The organism is Aeromonas sp. Y318-1 (assembly GCF_027706125.1).
GTDB classification, from domain to species: Bacteria; Pseudomonadota; Gammaproteobacteria; order Enterobacterales; family Aeromonadaceae; genus Aeromonas; species Aeromonas hydrophila.
Genome location: NZ_JAPDCM010000004.1, coordinates 53,736 through 70,497 on the forward strand (window position 1 = coordinate 53,736; position 16,762 = coordinate 70,497).

Annotated in this window: 19 protein-coding genes, 1 tRNA gene and 1 other RNA gene; 14 read left to right on the forward strand and 7 right to left on the reverse strand. The window is 60.3% G+C overall.

From position 1 onward, the window contains the following. Together nfsA and OKB87_RS07230 are read right to left on the reverse strand one after the other, a co-directional pair. The gene (gene nfsA, locus OKB87_RS07225) at nucleotides 1-726 is read right to left on the reverse strand and encodes an oxygen-insensitive NADPH nitroreductase (protein ID WP_024944058.1); all 726 of its coding nucleotides are present in this window, start codon (nucleotides 724-726) and stop codon (nucleotides 1-3) included. An 88-nt stretch (nucleotides 727-814) separates the two neighbouring features. Continuing rightward, complete coding sequence (locus OKB87_RS07230) at nucleotides 815-2,752, reverse strand: putative bifunctional diguanylate cyclase/phosphodiesterase (protein WP_016350432.1); 1,938 nt, start codon at nucleotides 2,750-2,752, stop codon at nucleotides 815-817. A 166-nt stretch (nucleotides 2,753-2,918) separates the two neighbouring features. Between OKB87_RS07230 and OKB87_RS07235 the strand changes: the two genes are divergently transcribed. From OKB87_RS07235 to OKB87_RS07250, 4 genes are all read left to right on the forward strand, one after another. Continuing rightward, nucleotides 2,919-3,620: a DUF2982 domain-containing protein gene (locus OKB87_RS07235; RefSeq protein WP_076359648.1), complete on the forward strand. Its 702-nt coding sequence runs from the start codon at nucleotides 2,919-2,921 to the stop codon at nucleotides 3,618-3,620. Nucleotides 3,621-3,693: 73 nt separating this feature from the next. Continuing rightward, nucleotides 3,694-4,632 (forward strand): LysR family transcriptional regulator, encoded by a 939-nt coding sequence (locus OKB87_RS07240; protein WP_011705681.1) that lies wholly within the window; start codon nucleotides 3,694-3,696, stop codon nucleotides 4,630-4,632. Nucleotides 4,633-4,686: 54 nt separating this feature from the next. After that, nucleotides 4,687-5,721: a response regulator gene (locus OKB87_RS07245; protein ID WP_017410192.1), complete on the forward strand. Its 1,035-nt coding sequence runs from the start codon at nucleotides 4,687-4,689 to the stop codon at nucleotides 5,719-5,721. Nucleotides 5,722-5,729: 8 nt separating this feature from the next. Beyond that, nucleotides 5,730-6,161 (forward strand): PAS domain-containing protein, encoded by a 432-nt coding sequence (locus tag OKB87_RS07250; RefSeq protein ID WP_005346525.1) that lies wholly within the window; start codon nucleotides 5,730-5,732, stop codon nucleotides 6,159-6,161. Nucleotides 6,162-6,222: 61 nt separating this feature from the next. Here OKB87_RS07250 and ltaE read toward each other — a convergent pair whose 3' ends face one another. The 3 genes from ltaE to OKB87_RS07265 all read right to left on the reverse strand — a co-directional run bounded on the left by ltaE (nucleotide 6,223) and on the right by OKB87_RS07265 (nucleotide 8,523). Next, nucleotides 6,223-7,242, reverse strand: a complete 1,020-nt coding sequence (ltaE, locus tag OKB87_RS07255) for a low-specificity L-threonine aldolase (protein ID WP_270826976.1) — start codon at nucleotides 7,240-7,242, stop codon at nucleotides 6,223-6,225. 90 nt (nucleotides 7,243-7,332) lie between these two features. Next, nucleotides 7,333-8,034 carry an SDR family oxidoreductase gene (locus OKB87_RS07260; RefSeq protein ID WP_257684367.1) on the reverse strand — a complete coding sequence of 234 codons (702 nt, stop codon included), beginning with the start codon at nucleotides 8,032-8,034 and terminating at the stop codon, nucleotides 7,333-7,335. An 81-nt stretch (nucleotides 8,035-8,115) separates the two neighbouring features. Next, nucleotides 8,116-8,523, reverse strand: coding sequence for a helix-turn-helix domain-containing protein (locus OKB87_RS07265; RefSeq protein ID WP_257684368.1), 408 nt, complete (start codon nucleotides 8,521-8,523; stop codon nucleotides 8,116-8,118). Nucleotides 8,524-8,637: 114 nt separating this feature from the next. Between OKB87_RS07265 and OKB87_RS07270 the strand changes: the two genes are divergently transcribed. Beyond that, nucleotides 8,638-9,537, forward strand: coding sequence for an aldo/keto reductase (locus OKB87_RS07270; protein ID WP_270826980.1), 900 nt, complete (start codon nucleotides 8,638-8,640; stop codon nucleotides 9,535-9,537). A gap of 71 nt (nucleotides 9,538-9,608) precedes the next feature. Here OKB87_RS07270 and OKB87_RS07275 read toward each other — a convergent pair whose 3' ends face one another. Next, nucleotides 9,609-9,887: an RNA recognition motif domain-containing protein gene (locus tag OKB87_RS07275; RefSeq protein WP_026080382.1), complete on the reverse strand. Its 279-nt coding sequence runs from the start codon at nucleotides 9,885-9,887 to the stop codon at nucleotides 9,609-9,611. Nucleotides 9,888-10,106: 219 nt separating this feature from the next. Further along, nucleotides 10,107-10,649, reverse strand: coding sequence for a hypothetical protein (locus OKB87_RS07280; protein ID WP_039214917.1), 543 nt, complete (start codon nucleotides 10,647-10,649; stop codon nucleotides 10,107-10,109). 175 nt (nucleotides 10,650-10,824) lie between these two features. On the opposite strand from OKB87_RS07280, the gene mepA reads away from it, so the two are divergent. From mepA to OKB87_RS07325, 9 genes are all read left to right on the forward strand, one after another. Then, a complete protein-coding gene (gene mepA / locus OKB87_RS07285) occupies nucleotides 10,825-11,589 on the forward strand; it encodes a penicillin-insensitive murein endopeptidase (protein ID WP_179101455.1) in 765 nt (254 codons plus the stop codon). Between the two features lie 42 nt (nucleotides 11,590-11,631). After that, nucleotides 11,632-12,237 carry a LemA family protein gene (locus OKB87_RS07290; RefSeq protein WP_179101456.1) on the forward strand — a complete coding sequence of 202 codons (606 nt, stop codon included), beginning with the start codon at nucleotides 11,632-11,634 and terminating at the stop codon, nucleotides 12,235-12,237. Continuing rightward, nucleotides 12,234-12,968 (forward strand): TPM domain-containing protein, encoded by a 735-nt coding sequence (locus OKB87_RS07295; RefSeq protein ID WP_270826981.1) that lies wholly within the window; start codon nucleotides 12,234-12,236, stop codon nucleotides 12,966-12,968. Before OKB87_RS07290 ends, OKB87_RS07295 begins: the two co-directional genes overlap by 4 nt. Before the next feature lie 20 nt (nucleotides 12,969-12,988). Beyond that, complete coding sequence (locus OKB87_RS07300; RefSeq protein ID WP_011705669.1) at nucleotides 12,989-13,606, forward strand: TPM domain-containing protein; 618 nt, start codon at nucleotides 12,989-12,991, stop codon at nucleotides 13,604-13,606. 145 nt (nucleotides 13,607-13,751) lie between these two features. Further along, nucleotides 13,752-13,839: transfer RNA gene (locus tag OKB87_RS07305), tRNA-Ser, on the forward strand. Between the two features lie 54 nt (nucleotides 13,840-13,893). Then, nucleotides 13,894-14,022, forward strand: a non-coding RNA gene (locus tag OKB87_RS07310) — RtT sRNA. 440 nt (nucleotides 14,023-14,462) lie between these two features. Further along, entirely contained in the window at nucleotides 14,463-15,221 is a 759-nt protein-coding gene (locus tag OKB87_RS07315) for a flagellar motor protein (RefSeq protein WP_011705668.1), read from the forward strand. Further along, the gene (locus tag OKB87_RS07320) at nucleotides 15,199-16,074 is read left to right on the forward strand and encodes a flagellar motor protein MotB (protein WP_011705667.1); all 876 of its coding nucleotides are present in this window, start codon (nucleotides 15,199-15,201) and stop codon (nucleotides 16,072-16,074) included. Before OKB87_RS07315 ends, OKB87_RS07320 begins: the two co-directional genes overlap by 23 nt. Before the next feature lie 258 nt (nucleotides 16,075-16,332). Continuing rightward, complete coding sequence (locus OKB87_RS07325; protein ID WP_016350419.1) at nucleotides 16,333-16,737, forward strand: NADH-quinone oxidoreductase subunit A; 405 nt, start codon at nucleotides 16,333-16,335, stop codon at nucleotides 16,735-16,737. The last annotated feature ends 25 nt before the right edge of the window (nucleotides 16,738-16,762 follow it).

Consider the following 16,762-nt stretch of genomic DNA (forward strand, 5'->3'; position numbering starts at 1 on the left):
TTACTTGAGGTTGAACCCCCTGGATCGCAGGAAATCCTGCATGAAGGGGCGCGCCTCCTTGCCCAGGATGCCCCGGATCTGGCCGCTCCAGCTCTGCTGCTTGTTGTTGCTGCTGCGGGATTGGTAGTAAGCCTCGATCTGCTGGTCGTAGCCGGCAAGCAGATCCCGATCCAGTTCGGTCTGATAGCGGTTTTCATGCACAACCAAAGCCCGAGGCAGGCGGGGTTTCTGCTCGGGTGCCTGGGCGGGGTGGCCGAGACAGAGGCCGAACAGCGGGATCACCTGATGTGGCAGCCCCACCGCCTCGCTCACGGCGGCCGGATTGTTGCGGATCCCGCCGATATAGACGCCGCCAAGTCCCATGGATTGGGCTGCCAACAGGGCATTCTGGGCCATCAGGGCGCCGTCGATGGCGCCGATCAGCAGTTGCTCCACAAAGCCGGTCTGGGCATCCGGCACCACTTCGCAGTGGCGATGGTAGTCGGCGCAAAAGAGCAGGAACTCGGCGGCCTGGGCCACGTAGGCCTGGTGCCCCGCTAGCTCAGCCAGACGGCTGCGAAGTGCCTTGTCAGTCACCCGAATGATGCTGTTGGCCTGCAGGAAGCTGGAGCTGGAAGCGGCCTGGGCCGCGCTCAGGATCTGGTCGAGTTGAATGTCGGTGATGGGCTCGGCGGTGAATTGACGAATGGAGCGATGGGCGAGAATAAGGTCGAGAGTCGGGTTCATGTTGCCTCCAGAGACGAAGCCCACACTCTACCCAAAAACAGCGAGGGGCCCAAGGCCCCTCGCATTAGCACAGCCACAGAGTCATCCGCTAGCCTGCCAGCGGATAGCGGCCGGCCTTGCAGCTGACCATGAAACGGCTCTCTTCCACCTGCGCCACCGTCATCGGCTTACTGAACAGGAACCCCTGAAACACGTGGCAGCCCTGGGTGCGCAGGGCGGCAAGCTCGTGCTCATCCTCCACTCCTTCGGCCATGATGCCAAGGCCCAGGCTGGTGGCCATGGCGACAGTGGCGCGGATCACCGGCAGGTTGAGCCCCACTACGAAGGAGCGATCCAGCTTGATGGTGTCGATGGGCAGCCGGTTGAGATAGGCCAGTGACGAGTAGCCGGTACCGAAATCGTCGATGGCAATCTTGATCCCCTGCGCGCTCAGGGCGTCGAGGATCTCGATACACCCCTTCATGTCCAGCATCAACACCGTCTCTGTCAGCTCCAGCGTCAGCAGGCTGGCCGCCACCCCGAACTCCTTGAGCTGCTGGGCCACCAGTTCAGGCAGAGCGGAAGAGAGCTGGAAGCCGGAGAGATTGACCGACACCGGCACGTTCACCCGCCACTCCCGTTGCCAGTGGGCCATCTGGGCCAGCGCCGTCGACAACACCCAGCTTCCTATCTCACGGATCAGCCCCATCTCTTCCGCCAGCGGGATGAACTCCACCGGTGAAACGTGGCCCAGCACGGGATTGTGCCAGCGCAGCAACGCCTCGTAGCCGAGCAGCTTGCCCTGTGCCACATCCACCTGAGGCTGGTAGCAGAGGCTCAGCTCCCCCCGCCCGATGGCCTTGGCCAGAAACTGCTTCAGGGTCAGCTTGCGATGCAGAGTCTGCTGCATGCTGGGGGTGAAGCGCTGCCAGCGCAGCCGGCCCATCTGCTTGGCCTGGTACATGGCCATGTCGGCGCGGGTGATGAGGTTGTCACCGTCGTCCGCATCGTCCGGATAGATGGCGATGCCGATGCTGCCGCCGATGGTCACCTCGGGCACGCCGCTCAGCTGCAGCGGCTTGGTCATCTGGGAGAGCATGAGGTCGGCCACCTCCTGCGCCCGATCGCTCGAGTGGCTGAGCGGCACCAAGGCAGTGAATTCGTCGCCACCGAGCCGCGCCAGCTCCACATCGCGCGGACAGATCTGCTTGAGCCGGCCGGCAACCCGCTCCAGCAGCCGATCACCGGCCTTGTGGCCGTAGTTGTCGTTGACCAGCTTGAAGTTGTCCAAGTCCATGAACACCAGCGCAAAACGCCCACCCAGCCCGCAATAGGCCTCCAGCGATTTCATCAAGCCATAGCGGTTGAGCAGGCCGGTCAGCGAGTCGTGCCACGCCAGGTGGCGGTGTTCGAGCTCTTCCAGTTTGCGGTCGGTGATGTCGCGCATGGTGAGCAGGATCTGCGCCCCCTGCTGAATGTGGCGAAACTGGTACTGAAACCAGCGCATCCCCTTGAGGGTACGGCACTCCCCCTCGGCCACCACCTCATCGAGGCGGGAGAGCTTCTGGTAGAACGCCTCGTCATTGCCGGAGAAGAGTTGGGAGAGGTAGCGGATCTGGTTGCCGAAACACATGTCGAAATGGTGGTTGCCGCTCTCCAGCTGGCCCTGATTGTCAAACAGACAGGCCAGGGTATCTCCGGTAGCGAGCGAAGACTCCTGATAGAGGGTATCGGCGTCGATCACCGCCTCGGTCATCATCATCAGCCGACCCGCCAGCTGGATGCCGGAGAGACGCAGGTAGATCTGCTTTTTCACGCCCTTGGGGGAAAGCGTCCACCACTCGCTGTAGCTGCGCCCCTGCTGGAAATCCCCGAGGTAGCGCTGCAGCAACAGATCGATGGCCTGTGCCATGTCGGCCGAGAAGTCGCGCGATTGCAGCTCGCCTAGCGAGCTCGCTTCCCACACGCTCAAGGCGGCGCGATTGGCCCAGTAGATGTGGTGATGCCGGATGTCATAAACCCAGATTGGGGTATGCAACACATCCATCCCGTTCAATAACCGTTCGTCTAGCGTATTCATCTAATATGGTGATTCATGATGTGTGATCACAGGGAAACCCAGCGACGGAGGGCCCTCCCGGGCACCCGGTGCTGGTACAAAATCGGATCCAGCCCATAATGTGAAACAAGCATGCGCAAAGGGCTGACTTCATATGAAAACGCTACATGTGAAACCCATGGTCAGAAAAAACGGACTCACGTTGGTATTGTTGGGCATCATAGTAACCATTGCTATGATTTTTATACTTTTTTTATTCGGTGAACAACCACTAATCCCCCTCGTCTCCGGCCTGCTGGCCGGTCTGATGATGATATTTATCGGCTCATTGAAGTTGATTGAGCCTCACTTCAGTCTCTCGCTCTGTCACGATTGTCTGCAATATCACCATAAATACGGTGGTTGGATCCTGAAATGGAGAAATATTCAGCGAATAGACCAGCCGCGCATTCATCTGGGCTGGGATCTGGTCCCCCTGCCCTATATCGGTTTGAAAATAAAAGATTACGACGATTTTTTGACATTGATCACACCCAGATTGGCAGTACGCCTGCTGACCGAGCAACGCAGCGTCTTGCTGCAGGCACTGCGTAGCGAACAGCCGGCCTGCAGCGGCGGTGGGGGTTCCTGTGCCTTTCAGGGCGAGGGGTTGCTGGAGGAGAGCCATTTTCGCTCTCCCTCCGGCCAGCGCTATGAGGGGGTGATCGCCATGTTGGCCAACCGCATGACCCGGCTGCGCGAGCTGCTCGGCTATGATCTGCTGGTGCCGGACAACAGCCTTGACCGGGATCCGGTCGAATTTGTCCGGCTGTTGCACCAGTACCAGCGGGAGTCGAATCTAATCCAGATCAATTAAACGCCGGATTGAGCTTGCCAAGGCGGGCGCCTCTTCTTAAGGTCACTGGCTTGTTACACCCAGAACACCGCTTATGAAGTACATCGAAGAGTTCTATCTGTTCGTCAAGGTGGTGCAAGAGGGAGGCTTCTCCCATGCGGCTGCCGCACTGGGCATGCCAACCGGCACCATCAGTCGACGTATTTCTCAGCTGGAAGAGCAGCTCGGCTGCTCCTTGCTACACAGATCCACCCGCAAACTCCGCCTCACCGACGAAGGGCTGCGCTACTACGAGCGCCTGTGCACCCCGTTGGCCGCAATCGAGCAGGCCACCGGCGAGATCCAGGGCAAAGAGGCCGACATCAACGGGGTGATCCGTCTGGCTGCCCCCATCGCCCTCTCCAACACCATCCTGGTCGACATGCTGGCGGACTTTGGCCTGCACTACCCCGAAGTGCAGTTCGACATTACCCAGACCAACGACCACCAGCATCTATTCGACAACGACCGGGATCTGGTGTTCTTCAACGGCGAGCTGCCGCAATCCTTGCCCAACGCACTCTGCCTTGGCCACATCGAATACGGCCTGTTTGCCTCCCCGCTCTATCTGGAGAAGATGGGCACACCGGCGCATCCCGCCCAGCTGGAAGAGCACGCGCTGATCTACTGCTGGCCACACCAGCACTGGCAGTTGACCGATCGGGACGAGCAGACGGTGCAGATCAAGCGCACCGCCAAACTGACCGTCAACCAGACCCAGGCTGCCGTCCGGGCGGCCAGGCGCCACCTGGGGATCGTCAATGCCCCGCTCCACTACGTGCATCCCTTCCTGCAGGATGAGCAGCTGGTCCCGGTACTGCCCGACTGGAAAACCGGCAACCGGCCCTTCTATATGTTGCGCTGCCAGCCTCAGTTTGCCCCGCTGCGTGTTAAGATGTTCGCTGAATTTGTTGAAAAATATTCAGCGCGCTACCGGAATCGCCAATGGGACAATCAATTTTCACCGGCGACCAGCCTGTCCCATTGCATCTGACCGTTGGCGGGCCACACTTATAGCAATCCTCGTTGACCAGGCCAGCCTAACACTATGAATGTATTGATATGTGATGACTCAGGATTCGCCCGTAAACAGCTGGCCCGCGCCCTTCCCGCCGACTGGGACGTGACGCTGCATTACGCCGCCAACGGGCTGGAAGGGATAGAGCAGGTGCTGATGGGTCATGGGGATCTGATCTTTCTCGACCTGACCATGCCGGAAATGGATGGCTACGGCGTGCTGGAGACCCTCCAGCGGGAGGGGCTGCGCAACAAGGTCTTCGTTGTCTCCGGCGATATCCAGCCAGAAGCCTATCAGCGAGTGATGGGGCTGGGAGCGCTGGATTTCATCAAGAAACCCGCCGCACCGGAGACCCTCAGCGCCCTGCTGAAACAGCACGATCTGTGGCAGGCCAAAGGTGCCGCCACTGCACATGACATCCGGCCCGCTGGCCAGAGTGTCAGTGATGTCGGCAGTCTGGATACCGGCATCAAGATAAGTCCCGAGGTACGTGACGTCTATCAGGAACTCGCCAACGTCTCCATGGGCCAGGCTGCCGACCTGCTGGCCCGCCTGCTCAACGCCTTCGTGGTGCTGCCCATTCCCAACGTCAACGTGCTGGAAGTGTCCGAGCTACACATGGCCCTCTCGGCCGCTGCCGACTCGGATACTCTCTCCGCTGTCTGTCAGGGCTTCATCGGGGCCGGTATCGCCGGCGAGGCGCTGATCCTGTTTCACGACTCCAGCTTCAAGGATCTGGCCCGGCTGATGAACCATCAGGGCGTGCTCGATCGCAACGCCGAGCTAGAGCTCTTGATGGATACCGCCAACGTGCTGATCGGCGCCTTTTTGCGCGGCTACGCCAGCCAACTCGACACCCCCTTCAGTCAGGGCCATCCTGTGGTACTCGGCCAGCACAGACCCATCAACGAGCTCATCAACACCAACAAGAGCCGCTGGCGCCGCACCCTTGCCATCGAGATCAACTACCGGGTCCAGGATTACGCGGTGCAGTGCGATCTGCTGCTGCTGTTTACCGAAGATTCCATCGCCACCATGAACAACAAAATCATGCACATGCTCTAGGAGTGACCATGGAAATCCGTGAATTTCATTGGCTGATGAACATAGTCCAGAACCTGGACGTGGGGCTGGTGGTGCTCGACAAGGAGTACAAGGTGCAGGTGTGGAACGGCTTCATGGAGAGCCACAGCGGCCGGTTGGCCGGCGAGGTGCGCGATGGCGTGCTGTTCGAGCTCTTCCCCGATGTGGATCGGGCCTGGTTCGAGCGCAAGGCCAACATGGTGTTCAAGCTCAACAACCGCGCCTTCAGCACCTGGGAGCAGAAACCCTATCTGCTGCGTTTTTCCAACTACCGCCCGATCACCGGCTCAGCCCCCCACATGTTCCAGAACCTGACGCTGGTGCCGCTGGCCGATTTTGGCGGTCAGGTGACTCACATCGCGGTAATGATCTACGACGCCACCGACGAGGCCATGCTGATGAGCGGCCAGCGCCAGGCGTGACCCGCTTTCTTCTCAAAGCATAAAACAGGGCGCCTTGGCGCCCTGTTTTATTGAGTGAACCTTAACGTGCGGAAAGGTACTCGGTGAAGGCATCGATCACCTCGTCGATGTCGTCATCGGTGATCTGCAGGTGGGTTACCAGCCGCATCTCGCCGTAACCGGAGAAGAGGATCCCCCGCTCCTTCATGAACGCGAGCAGCGCCTCGGCCTCCCCTTTCACCAGCCGCAGAAATACCATGTTGGTCTGCACCAGCGCGAGATCCAGCTCAATGCCGGGCAACGCGGCCAACCCTTCGGCCAGCCGTCTGGCACGGCGGTGATCGTCCGCCAATCGGGCCACATGCTGATCGAGGGCAAACAGACCGGCCTGAGCCAGGATCCCCGCTTGGCGCATGCCGCCACCAAGCATCTTGCGCAGCCGTCTGGCGCGGGCGATGAAGACGCGGGAGCCCACCAGCAGCGATCCTACCGGTGCACCTAACCCTTTGGAGAGGCAGATGGAGATGCTGTCAAAGGGGGCAGCAAGCTCGGCTACCCCATGACCGCTCGCCACCGCGGCGTTGAACAGGCGCGCCCCGTCCAGATGCAACTGCAGCCCGCGCTCGTCGACGAACTTGCGCATCGCATGCAGGTAATGAAGGGGAAGCACCTTGCCGTTATGGGTGTTTTCAAGGCAGACCAGACGGGTCTGCACAAAATGGGCATCATCAGGGGCGATCGCCGCGGCGACATCGGCCACTGCCAGCGAACCGTCGGCCTGCATGGGCACCGCCTGCAGCGCAACCGAACCCAGCACGGCGCTCCCCTGTGCCTCATAGCGATAGATGTGGGCCGCTTGGCCGACGATGGCCCCCTCCCCCCGCTGACAGTGGCTCATCACCGCCAGCAGGTTGGACATGGTGCCCGAGGGGACAAACAGCGCGGCCTCCTTGCCAAGCAGCTCGGCCCCGCGGGCCTCCAGTGCGTTGACGCCGGGATCTTCCCCGTAGACATCATCCCCCACCTCGGCATGCAGCATGCTCTGGCGCATGGCATCCGTGGGCTGGGTGACCGTATCACTTCGTAAATCGATATAGCGCATGACATCCCTCCTGAAGCAGGAGGATGACGTTAGCCAGCAGGAGCTGGCTTGGCAAGCGGGCCGTTTCCGGAATGTGAAGCCGGTGACGGGTTACCAGGGCAGCGGCTGGCCCTGCAGGTCGAGGAAACTGCCGGACTGGGCCGGCGACAATTGGTTGATGAGATCAAGCAGACGCGGCGCCACCAGCGCCGGATCCTGCAAGGTCTCGGCCGCCAGCTCGTCGAGGAAGGGTTGATTCATGGGGGTGGCCATCAGCCCCGGATGCACGGTGACAACCCCGGCGGCGGGGAAGCGCTCCCCCCATTCGTGGGCCAGCGTTCTTGCCCCCATGTTGAGGGCCGCCTTGCTCATCCGGTAGCTGTAACGGCTGCCCGTCTCGTTGGCGCCAAGACTGCCGGCCAGATCGGAGAGAGAGCAAAGCCAGAGGCGGGTATCCGGCATCATTCGGCGGCTCAGGCAGGCTGCCAAAGCCAGCTGCGGCCAGGCGTTGGCCAGCAGGCTGTCGCACAACCACCTAGGGTTGACCTCCTCCACCCGCCGCTCCGGCATGAAATTGATGTCGTGCAGCAGGCCGATGGTGTTGATCACCACGCTCGGCAACGGCGTCGTGTCATAGAGGGTGAACAGGGCATCGAAGGAGAGCACATCCACCTCCTGCAACGGGAAATAGCAGACGGGATCCACACCCTTGGGCAGCTGCCTGCCGGCCAGCACCAGCTCCTCGCCACGGGCGGATAGCTCATGTGCCAGCGCCGTGCCCAATCCGCCGCTGCCCAAGATCAGATAGCCCATCTCCCTCTCCCCGCTGTCCTCATCTGCTTTAGAGGGTATCAGAATAATCCCCGGTCGTTGCCCAGCCATCCCCATCCAGGCTCACGCCTCATGCAGGTGTTTGCCAAATTCGCGCGCCCGCGCCAGATCCAGAAATCCGTCAGCCTGCTTGTGACTGCGCAAGAACTGGTAGTAGGCGAGCAGGGTAACCAGCTCATCTTCTGCGGGCAGGCGCTGCTGCGGCAACTGTTCCTGCAACAGGGTGCCGGCGGCGCTCAGCGCTTCTCTGTCCACTACTTCCGCCTGCCGATAAAGGTAGCCGCAGCCGGTGGCGAGCCACTCCAGCGAGCAGTTGGCAGCCATAGCAATCTGGTTGGCCTTGCCAAGGCCGGGTTCGGTCCCTTTCAGATATTTACGGATCAGGGCTTCACTCAGCCCCACCTTGCGGGCAAAGGCACTGATGCTGCCCGTCCCGATCAGGCTGTGCAAGCGCTCGGCAAAACCGTCCATTTCCTTCCCCTTCAGAACCAAAGTTCGAATTAACAAAAGCCGCATTATTGCCTTGCCAGCCAGAAGAGACCAAGATGCTGGCAGCTTTTTTCCCTTATCCGCCAAGGAGCCACCATGTCCGTATCCCACCTCCCCCTGCATCCACAGGGTCCGACCTTCTCTCGCCTCATCATGGGTTACTGGCGTCTGATGGAGTGGCAACTCTCCCCGAGCGCCCTGCTGGATCTGATGAAGTACCACCTGGATCTGGGGGTCACCACCATCGATCACGCCGACATCTATGGTGGCTACCAGTGCGAAGAGGCATTCGGCAACGCCCTGCGCCTTGACCCCTCTCTGCGCAGCCGGATGGAGATCGTCAGCAAGTGCGGCATCGCCCTCACCGCCAAGCCGGAACACGCGCTGAATCACTACCACACCGGCAAGGCGCACATCATCGCCAGTGCCGAGGCCTCCTTGCAAAAGCTGGCCACCGACCATCTGGATCTGCTGCTGATCCACCGCCCGGATCCCCTGATGGATGCCGACGAGGTGGCCGATGCCTTCATTACCCTCAAGCAGGCGGGCAAGATCAAGCATGCCGGGGTCTCCAACTTCACCCCTCGCCAGTTCGAGCTGCTGCAGTCGCGCCTGCCCTTCCCGCTGGTGACCAACCAGCTGGAGATCTCGCCGCTCAACCAGAGCACCACCCTGGACGGTACCCTGGACCAATGCCAGCAACTGCGCATCAAGCCGATGGCCTGGTCCTGCCTCGGTGGCGGGCGCCTGTTCCAGGCCCCCGAATATGCCCCGCTGCGCGCCGAGCTCGAACAGATCCGCCAGGAAGTGGGCGCCGAGCAGATCGAACAAGTGGTCTACGCCTGGGTCATGATGCTGCCAAGCCAGCCGCTGCCGCTGATAGGCTCCGGCAAACGGGAGCGCATCGCCGCCGCCGTGGCCGCTGAATCCATCGTCCTCAACCGTCAGCAGTGGTTCCGCATCCGCAAGGCGGCGCTCGGCTACGACGTGCCCTGATTCATCCGGCAAACGCCAGAAACAAAAACGGCATGGGGGAAACCCATGCCGTTTTGCGTTATCGAGGCAGCTCAGCGATGACGCTGGGGGCGACCACGTGGTGCGTCTGTCTTCGGCTTGGCCTGGTTGACTGTGATGGTACGGCCACCGATTTCGGTGCCATGCAAACCGGCGATGGCCTTTTCAGCCTCGCCATTCACTGGCATTTCAATGAAGCCAAACCCCTTGGACTGACCGGTATCGCGATCGATGATGATATCGACCTTGTCTACCTGCCCAAATTGGCTGAACACGGTTGTCAGTTCGTCGGCCGTCATCCGGTACGACAGATTACCTACGTAAATCTTCATGCCATCCACTCTCGATTCAAGGTGCCTTCTCTATCCAATCACCAACACAAAGGTAAGGGCACAACCCCCATGCCGGACCTGCCAGGGCATCATGCCTGGGCACTCCCCCGTACGGTTCACTCAAGTCATTGATCTCTTGGGTGAACAGAACGAGCAAGATCAATTCGAGTCACTGGCAGTATCTGAGCTTTGGGGAAGATTGTCGAGAAAATAGTCAGCTCATATGGGGAGCAGGGCATCCAACAGCACCTGCAGCGTGCGTCGACCATGCCAGGCGCGCTTAAAGCCAAAGCGATAGATGCCGGGCGCCACGACATGGGTACCTTCCCGACTCAACCCCATCAGCGTGGTGGCGGTCGCCAGCTGCTCATCGTTCAGCGCCAGATCCAGGCTGAAGGCCAGCCACTGACCATCGTGGCCCACCTTGCGATCCCGCTCGACCCCGACCAGTACCGATCTTGGCAGGGCCTGTGCCCGATCACTGCTGCCATTGAGCAGGTAAAGGTGCGTCTCGTCCCAGGCCAGCTCCGCCAGCCGCCAGCGCTGCCAGCTGCGAGGCAGTATCATCATCAGCAGCACTATGCCGCCAAACACCAGCCCCACCCAGGGCAGCAAACCCATTTGCGGATAACCCAGACCGACGGCGGCCAGCACGGTGACCAGGCTCGCCAGCAACAGCACCACCATCACCGGATAGAAACGGCGAGCAGGGGGCATCAGCCAGACCAGTCCCTCTTTGTTCACCAGCTCACTGACCTTCATTCTCTTCTCCTCTTGCCTGTGCGTTTACACGCCCTGGATGCACCAATTTTGTCGCGCATTGTGCGCGAGCCCGACACCGGGATGCAACCGGGCTCGCTCATCGGGTGACGGTCTCACCGGACTCTTGGTATCATTCTCTTCATCTGAGCCCATTCGCATGCTTGTCGGGAGTCTCATGCTTGCCACCACCCTGCTCTTCATGGCCAGTGCCTTTCTTGCCGAACCTCATCCCCGCCAGGCTGAAGCCATTGGCGGCTACTCCGCCGGCTGCCTCAAGAACGGGGTAGCGCTGCCGCTGACCGGCCCCGGCTATCAGGTGATCCGCACCAAGCGACTGCGCTACTACGGCCACCCTGAGCTCATCGCCTACCTGACCACCCTGGCCAACCAGACCCGCATGGCCGGTATGCCGGACCTCTATATCGCCGATCTCGCCATGGCCCACGGCGGTCCCTTCACCTCCGGTCACCGCAGCCACCAGACCGGCCTCGACGCCGACATCTGGTTTCGCATGGCCAACCAGCCCATCTCAACATGGGAACAGGATGCCCCCAAGGAGTGGGCGCTGATCGATGAGCCCAGCTACCGGGTGCTGCCCGGGCGCTTCGGCCCCCAGCAGCTAAACCTGCTGCGCCTGGCAGCCAGCAAGCCCGAGGTCGCCCGCATCTTCATCAACCCGGTGATCAAGGCCGAGGTATGCAAACGGGCACCCGATGAACCCTGGGTCGCCAAATTGCGCCCCTGGGTCGGCCACTTCAGCCACTTTCATGTGCGTCTACGCTGCCCGGTCGGCAGCCCGGATTGCCAGCCTCAGGCGCCGATCCCGCCCGGCAACGGCTGCGGCGCCGAGCTGGCCTCCTGGCTCAAAGACAAGCCGCAACTGCCCAAGGTTTCGATGGCTTACCACAAACCCAAACTGCCCGCCCGTTGTGGCGGTTGACCACAAGCTGGTATGGTGAGCCGTTATCTGCAAAAAATGTCAATGGAGAACAACAAGATGGCCACTTCACTCTGGCAGAGGGCGACCCAGTCCCTGTTGGTTATGACCCTGCTGCTGGGCCTGACCGGTTGCGGCATGAACAATATTCCGACCCTGGATGAGCAGGTCAAGGCAAGCTGGGGCCAGGTCGAAAACCAGTATCAGCGCCGCGCCGATCTGGTTCCCAATCTGGTGGCCACCGTCAAGGGCTACGCCAGCCACGAGCAGGAGACCCTCAAGGCAGTGACCGATGCCAGAGCCCGGGTGGGCAGCCTGCAGCTCAGCGATCCCGCCCAGCTCAAGGAGTTTGAAGCGGCCCAGAACCAGCTCTCCGGCGCCCTCTCCCGGCTGATGGTGGTGGTCGAGCGCTACCCGGAGCTCAAAGCGGATCAGCAGTTTCTGACCCTGCAGGCCCAGCTGGAAGGCACCGAAAACCGTATCTCGGTGGCCCGGCGCGACTACATAGAAGCGGTACGCCAGTTCAATACCGAGATCCGCACCTTCCCCGGCGTCATCTGGTCCAAGCTGCTCTACTCGGATCTGGAGGCCAAACCCACGTTCAGCGCCAAACCCGGTGCCGATGAGGCGCCCAAGGTCAGCTTCCAATGAAGCGCGTGATCCATGCCCTGTTGTCCTGCCTGCTGTTGTGGACGGCGGTGGTATCCGCCGCCCCCACCTTCCCTGCCTTGAGCGGGCGAGTGGTGGACGAGGCCAACCTGATGTCCCGCAAGCAGGCCCACCAGCTCACCCAGCAGCTGGCGGCATTCGAGAAGCGCAGCGGCATCCAGCTGGTGGTGGTCTCCATCGACACGCTGGCGGGCGACACCATCGAGGAGTACGGCTATCAGCTCGGCCGTCACTGGGGGATCGGCCAGAAGGGCAAGGACAACGGGGTGCTGCTGCTGATCGCCCAGGATGAGCGCAAGGTGCGCATCGAGGTGGGTTACGGGCTGGAAGGCGCCCTGCCCGATGCCATCGCCGCCAACATCATCCAGACCCGGATCCTGCCCGCGTTCAAACGCGGCGACATGGTGGCCGGGGTGGTTGCCGGCAGCCAGGCAATCATGCAGGCGCTGGCGGGCGAGTACAAACCGGTGGACAACGCCAGCAAGGATAAGCTGGGCGGACCCTGGCTGTTCATCCTGATGGTGATAGTGATGATCGTGCTGCACAACCTGCGTGGCGGTGGTGGTGGCGGCAGGGGTGGCCGGCGCCGCGCCGCTTACCTCGCCGGTGGCTTCGGTGCCGGTCGCTCCGGTGGCGGTTTTGGTGGTGGCGGCGGCGGTTTCAGTGGAGGGGGCGGCAGTTTCGGCGGCGGCGGTGCCTCCGGTGGTTGGTAACAGGGATTAAGAGACGACACATGATTTCGAAACAGTTCTTTCACACGCTGCAGGCCAGGGTCAAGCAGGCGGAGCAGGCAACCGATGCCGAGCTGGTGACCGTTCTGGCCCCCGCCAGCGACGGCTATCGCTACATACCCACCCTGTGGGCGGCGCTGCTGGCCATGCTCACCCCGCTGCTGGTATTCGAGCTCGGTTTCTGGCTCGGCTGGTACGAGATCCTGCTGGTGCAGTGGTCGGTCTGGCTGGTGCTGAGCATCCTGTTCCACTGGACCCCCATCAAGATGTACCTGATCCCCAAACAGGTTCGCCAGCACAGGGCCGCCCTGATGGCACGCCTGCAGTTCGTTGAACAGGGGTTGCATCGTACCCAGGATCGGCTGGGGGTGCTGATCTTCGTCTCGGTGGCCGAGCACTACGTGGAGATCCTGGTGGATGACGGCATCGCCCAGCACATCGACAACGGCCAGTGGCAGGAGATCATCGATGACTTCACCCGCCGGGTGCGCAACAAGGAGGTGGAGCAGGGGTTCCTCGAGTGCATCGAGCGGACCAGCGCCATTCTGACCGACGCCTTCCCCGCCACCCGCGACCAGAACGAGCTGCCGGACAGTCTGATTATCCTCCCCAAGCCCTGAGCGGGTTTAAAAAACCGGCATTCTGTTCAAGGGATAGGCATTCGATAAAGATTATGAAAAATAAGGGGAAAAGTGGTTGACCCAGGCAGCCCTTTCCCCTAAATTACGCCCCGTTCCAGCGCAACGGCGCTGTGAGCGAAAATTTGGTGAGGTGTCCGAGTGGCTGAAGGAGCACGCCTGGAAAGTGTGTATACGGCAACGTATCGAGGGTTCGAATCCCTCCCTCACCGCCAAATTTAAAGAACCGACCTGATGGTCGGTTTTTTGCTTCTGGGAGCACAGCAAATCTGATGCCCACAGAGGGAGGGTGAGAACCCTCGCCGGGTTCGAGCAGAGCAGCTTGCTGCGATGAACGGCCGCAGGCCGCCCCGAAGGGGTGAGCCACGCAGTGGCGAATCATCCCTCCCTCACCGCCAAATTTAAAGAACCGACCTGATGGTCGGTTTTTTGCTTTTGGGGTTTTCAGAAGCGTGACTCCCGTGAGAGAAAGCAACACCCTCGTTGGGTACGAGCAACGTTGCCTGCGGTGATCAACGACTGACTGCCGCCCACAAGGAAAAACCACATGGGTAAAGCGTCCCACCCAATCTAAAAAAACCGGCCAGTGGCCGGTTTTTTGCCTTCCAACATTTGCAATCTGATCTGCCCAGGCCCTCTTCCCGTCAAAGTCCCGCGACGGCCCCTCCTCTTTTCGGTAAAACGCCCTGCATGGACCGGCTGCTTGCCAGCCGGGAAAGAAATCTGTCCATCGAGGTCAAGGCACTCACTTTATTGCTCATCGATTGGATATCATTTTGAAAAACTGATACTTAAATAGCTACACTAGCCATTATCAATATTCAGGGATGTATAAAAAATGAGCTTAATCGGCCTGGTCCTGGCATTGATCGCCATCCTGGGCGGCAACATGATCGAGGGTGGACATCCCAGCGCCCTGCTCGATCTGCCCGCCTTTCTCATCGTGATCGGAGGTACCATAGGTGCCGCCTTGACCCAGTTCCCCTTCTCCGTTGTCGGCAGCACTCTCAAGCGTTTCAAGTGGCTGCTGGCTCCCCTCAAACTCGACATGCAGCAGCAGGCCGAACTACTGGAAAACCTGGCTGGCAATGCCAGACGCAGCGGCATGCTGGCCCTCGAGGGCATGATCGACGAGATCAAGGATCCCTTCCTGCAAAAAGGGGTACAGATGATGGTCGACGGCTACGAGAAGACCAAGATCCACGAGGTGCTGGAGAACGAGATCGAGTTCGAGCAAGAAGATCTCGAGCAGACCGTCAAATTCTATGAAGCCATGGGTGGCTACTGCCCCACCATGGGGATCGTGGGGGCGGTGTTTGGCCTGATCCACGCCATGGGCCTGCTGGATGCCCCTGACAAGCTGGGGGGCGCCATCGCGGTGGCCTTTATCGCCACCATCTACGGGGTATCGGCCGCCAACCTGATCTTCCTGCCCTTCGGCAACCGCTACAAAGGGTTTGCCCATCAGATCCGCCACTACAAGGAGATGACCCTGACCGGTATCCTCTGCATCGTGGATGGCGAATCCCAGCAACGCCTGCAAGTCACCCTCGAACCCTACCTCGGAGGCCACGGTGGCAAAAAAGAAAAAGGCTGAAGCGCCGGAGAACCACGAACGCTGGCTGGTCTCCTATGCCGACTTCATGACATTGCTGTTCGCCCTGTTCGTGGTGCTCTACTCCTTTGCCATGGCCAAGCAGTCTGAAACCCGGGTGCTGATCCAGGGCTTCATCGAATCGCTGGGCAAAATTGGCCTCATCTCCCCTGCTGCGGGCTCCCCCGTGATGCAGGGCGGTACCGGCATCCTGGAACCCGAGTCCAAAACCACCCCCAGCAGCCCGAAGAAAGAGACTGTGCTGGAGAAGGATGCTCCGATGGCAGCTTCGGATCCGTTCAACGAAACCATCGGTGCCTCGGAGAAGCCGAGTGCCACCGAATCCTGGCCACACAAGACCAAAGAGCAGGAGTGGGTGCAGGTCACCAAGAAGAAGCTCGAGCAGCAGCTCAAGGCACAGATTGAATCCAAGGATCTGGAGGTAGAACAACTGGGCAGCCAGCTGGTGATCCGCATCGGCGAGAAGGCGCTGTTCCCGGCCGACTCCGCCTTCCTGCAGCCCCAGTTCATTCCGCTGGTCAACAAGATCTCCGGCATTCTGGCTGACATTCCCGGCAAGGTGGTGGTCACCGGCCACACCGACAACTCCCAGGCCCCGGTGGAGCTCTATCGCAGCAACTGGGAACTGTCGGTATTGCGCTCCGCCTCCATCGTGCACACATTGCTGACCAACCCCAAACTCGATGCCACCCGGGTCATCGCTCAGGGGGTCGCGGATGCCCAGCCACGCTATCCCAATGACACACCCGAGCATCGTCAGGCCAACCGCCGGGTCGAGATCACCCTCTCTCAGGGCAAGGCAGCCGAAGAGGCGCTACCCATCCTCAAACCCTGATCGAGCAGACCCCGCCTGGCGGGGTCTCTCATTTCACGATTAGTTTATTTTTCACACGATCCCGCCAATTCCACCACATCCTAAAAGCGATTGAAAATGATTCTCAAATAGGAACATTGACTCCGCTAGCAAAATACGATTTTCCTCCCGCTGATTAATAATTAATCCTTTGAAATGACATGTAAATCAGTACGAAAGTGGCATAATACGTAACATCCTTGTTAAGTCGCGTGATTAATTCGGTTAGGGAAAACTCCTATGTTTGCTGATATTGCTGTCCAGCATTGGGCTTTTGCTGTCTATGTAGTCGGGGCCATCTGCATCTGCCTGACCATGATCGGCCTTGCCGCCCTGCTGGGTGGTCGAGCCTATGGTCGTGCCAAGAACAAACCCTTCGAATCTGGCGTCGATTCGGTGGGCAATGCCCGTCTACGCTTCTCCGCCAAGTTCTACCTGGTTGCCATGTTCTTCGTCATCTTCGACGTCGAGGCACTCTACCTCTTCGCCTGGTCCGTCTCCGTTCGGGAAAGCGGCTGGGTCGGTTTCATCGAAGCCACCATCTTTATCTCCCTGCTGCTGGTAGGACTCGTCTACCTGTGGCGCATTGGCGCCCTCGACTGGGCACCGAAAAAGCGCGTTCTGACCGACAAGAAGCCAGACTGAATTACTGATTATCCCTTTGAGGTTG

Excerpts from the sequence above, each read along its gene's own strand:
- nfsA (WP_024944058.1), bottom strand. The coding sequence starts at position 726 with ATGAACCCGACTCTCGACCTTATTCTCGCCCATCGCTCCATTCGTCAA.
- OKB87_RS07230 (WP_016350432.1), bottom strand. The coding sequence starts at position 2,752 with ATGGATGTGTTGCATACCCCAATCTGGGTTTATGACATCCGGCATCAC.
- OKB87_RS07235 (WP_076359648.1), top strand. The coding sequence starts at position 2,919 with ATGAAAACGCTACATGTGAAACCCATGGTCAGAAAAAACGGACTCACG.
- OKB87_RS07240 (WP_011705681.1), top strand. The coding sequence starts at position 3,694 with ATGAAGTACATCGAAGAGTTCTATCTGTTCGTCAAGGTGGTGCAAGAG.
- OKB87_RS07245 (WP_017410192.1), top strand. The coding sequence starts at position 4,687 with ATGAATGTATTGATATGTGATGACTCAGGATTCGCCCGTAAACAGCTG.
- OKB87_RS07250 (WP_005346525.1), top strand. The coding sequence starts at position 5,730 with ATGGAAATCCGTGAATTTCATTGGCTGATGAACATAGTCCAGAACCTG.
- ltaE (WP_270826976.1), bottom strand. The coding sequence starts at position 7,242 with ATGCGCTATATCGATTTACGAAGTGATACGGTCACCCAGCCCACGGAT.
- OKB87_RS07260 (WP_257684367.1), bottom strand. The coding sequence starts at position 8,034 with ATGGGCTATCTGATCTTGGGCAGCGGCGGATTGGGCACGGCGCTGGCA.
- OKB87_RS07265 (WP_257684368.1), bottom strand. The coding sequence starts at position 8,523 with ATGGACGGTTTTGCCGAGCGCTTGCACAGCCTGATCGGGACGGGCAGC.
- OKB87_RS07270 (WP_270826980.1), top strand. The coding sequence starts at position 8,638 with ATGTCCGTATCCCACCTCCCCCTGCATCCACAGGGTCCGACCTTCTCT.
- OKB87_RS07275 (WP_026080382.1), bottom strand. The coding sequence starts at position 9,887 with ATGAAGATTTACGTAGGTAATCTGTCGTACCGGATGACGGCCGACGAA.
- OKB87_RS07280 (WP_039214917.1), bottom strand. The coding sequence starts at position 10,649 with ATGAAGGTCAGTGAGCTGGTGAACAAAGAGGGACTGGTCTGGCTGATG.
- mepA (WP_179101455.1), top strand. The coding sequence starts at position 10,825 with ATGCTTGCCACCACCCTGCTCTTCATGGCCAGTGCCTTTCTTGCCGAA.
- OKB87_RS07290 (WP_179101456.1), top strand. The coding sequence starts at position 11,632 with ATGGAGAACAACAAGATGGCCACTTCACTCTGGCAGAGGGCGACCCAG.
- OKB87_RS07295 (WP_270826981.1), top strand. The coding sequence starts at position 12,234 with ATGAAGCGCGTGATCCATGCCCTGTTGTCCTGCCTGCTGTTGTGGACG.
- OKB87_RS07300 (WP_011705669.1), top strand. The coding sequence starts at position 12,989 with ATGATTTCGAAACAGTTCTTTCACACGCTGCAGGCCAGGGTCAAGCAG.
- OKB87_RS07315 (WP_011705668.1), top strand. The coding sequence starts at position 14,463 with ATGAGCTTAATCGGCCTGGTCCTGGCATTGATCGCCATCCTGGGCGGC.
- OKB87_RS07325 (WP_016350419.1), top strand. The coding sequence starts at position 16,333 with ATGTTTGCTGATATTGCTGTCCAGCATTGGGCTTTTGCTGTCTATGTA.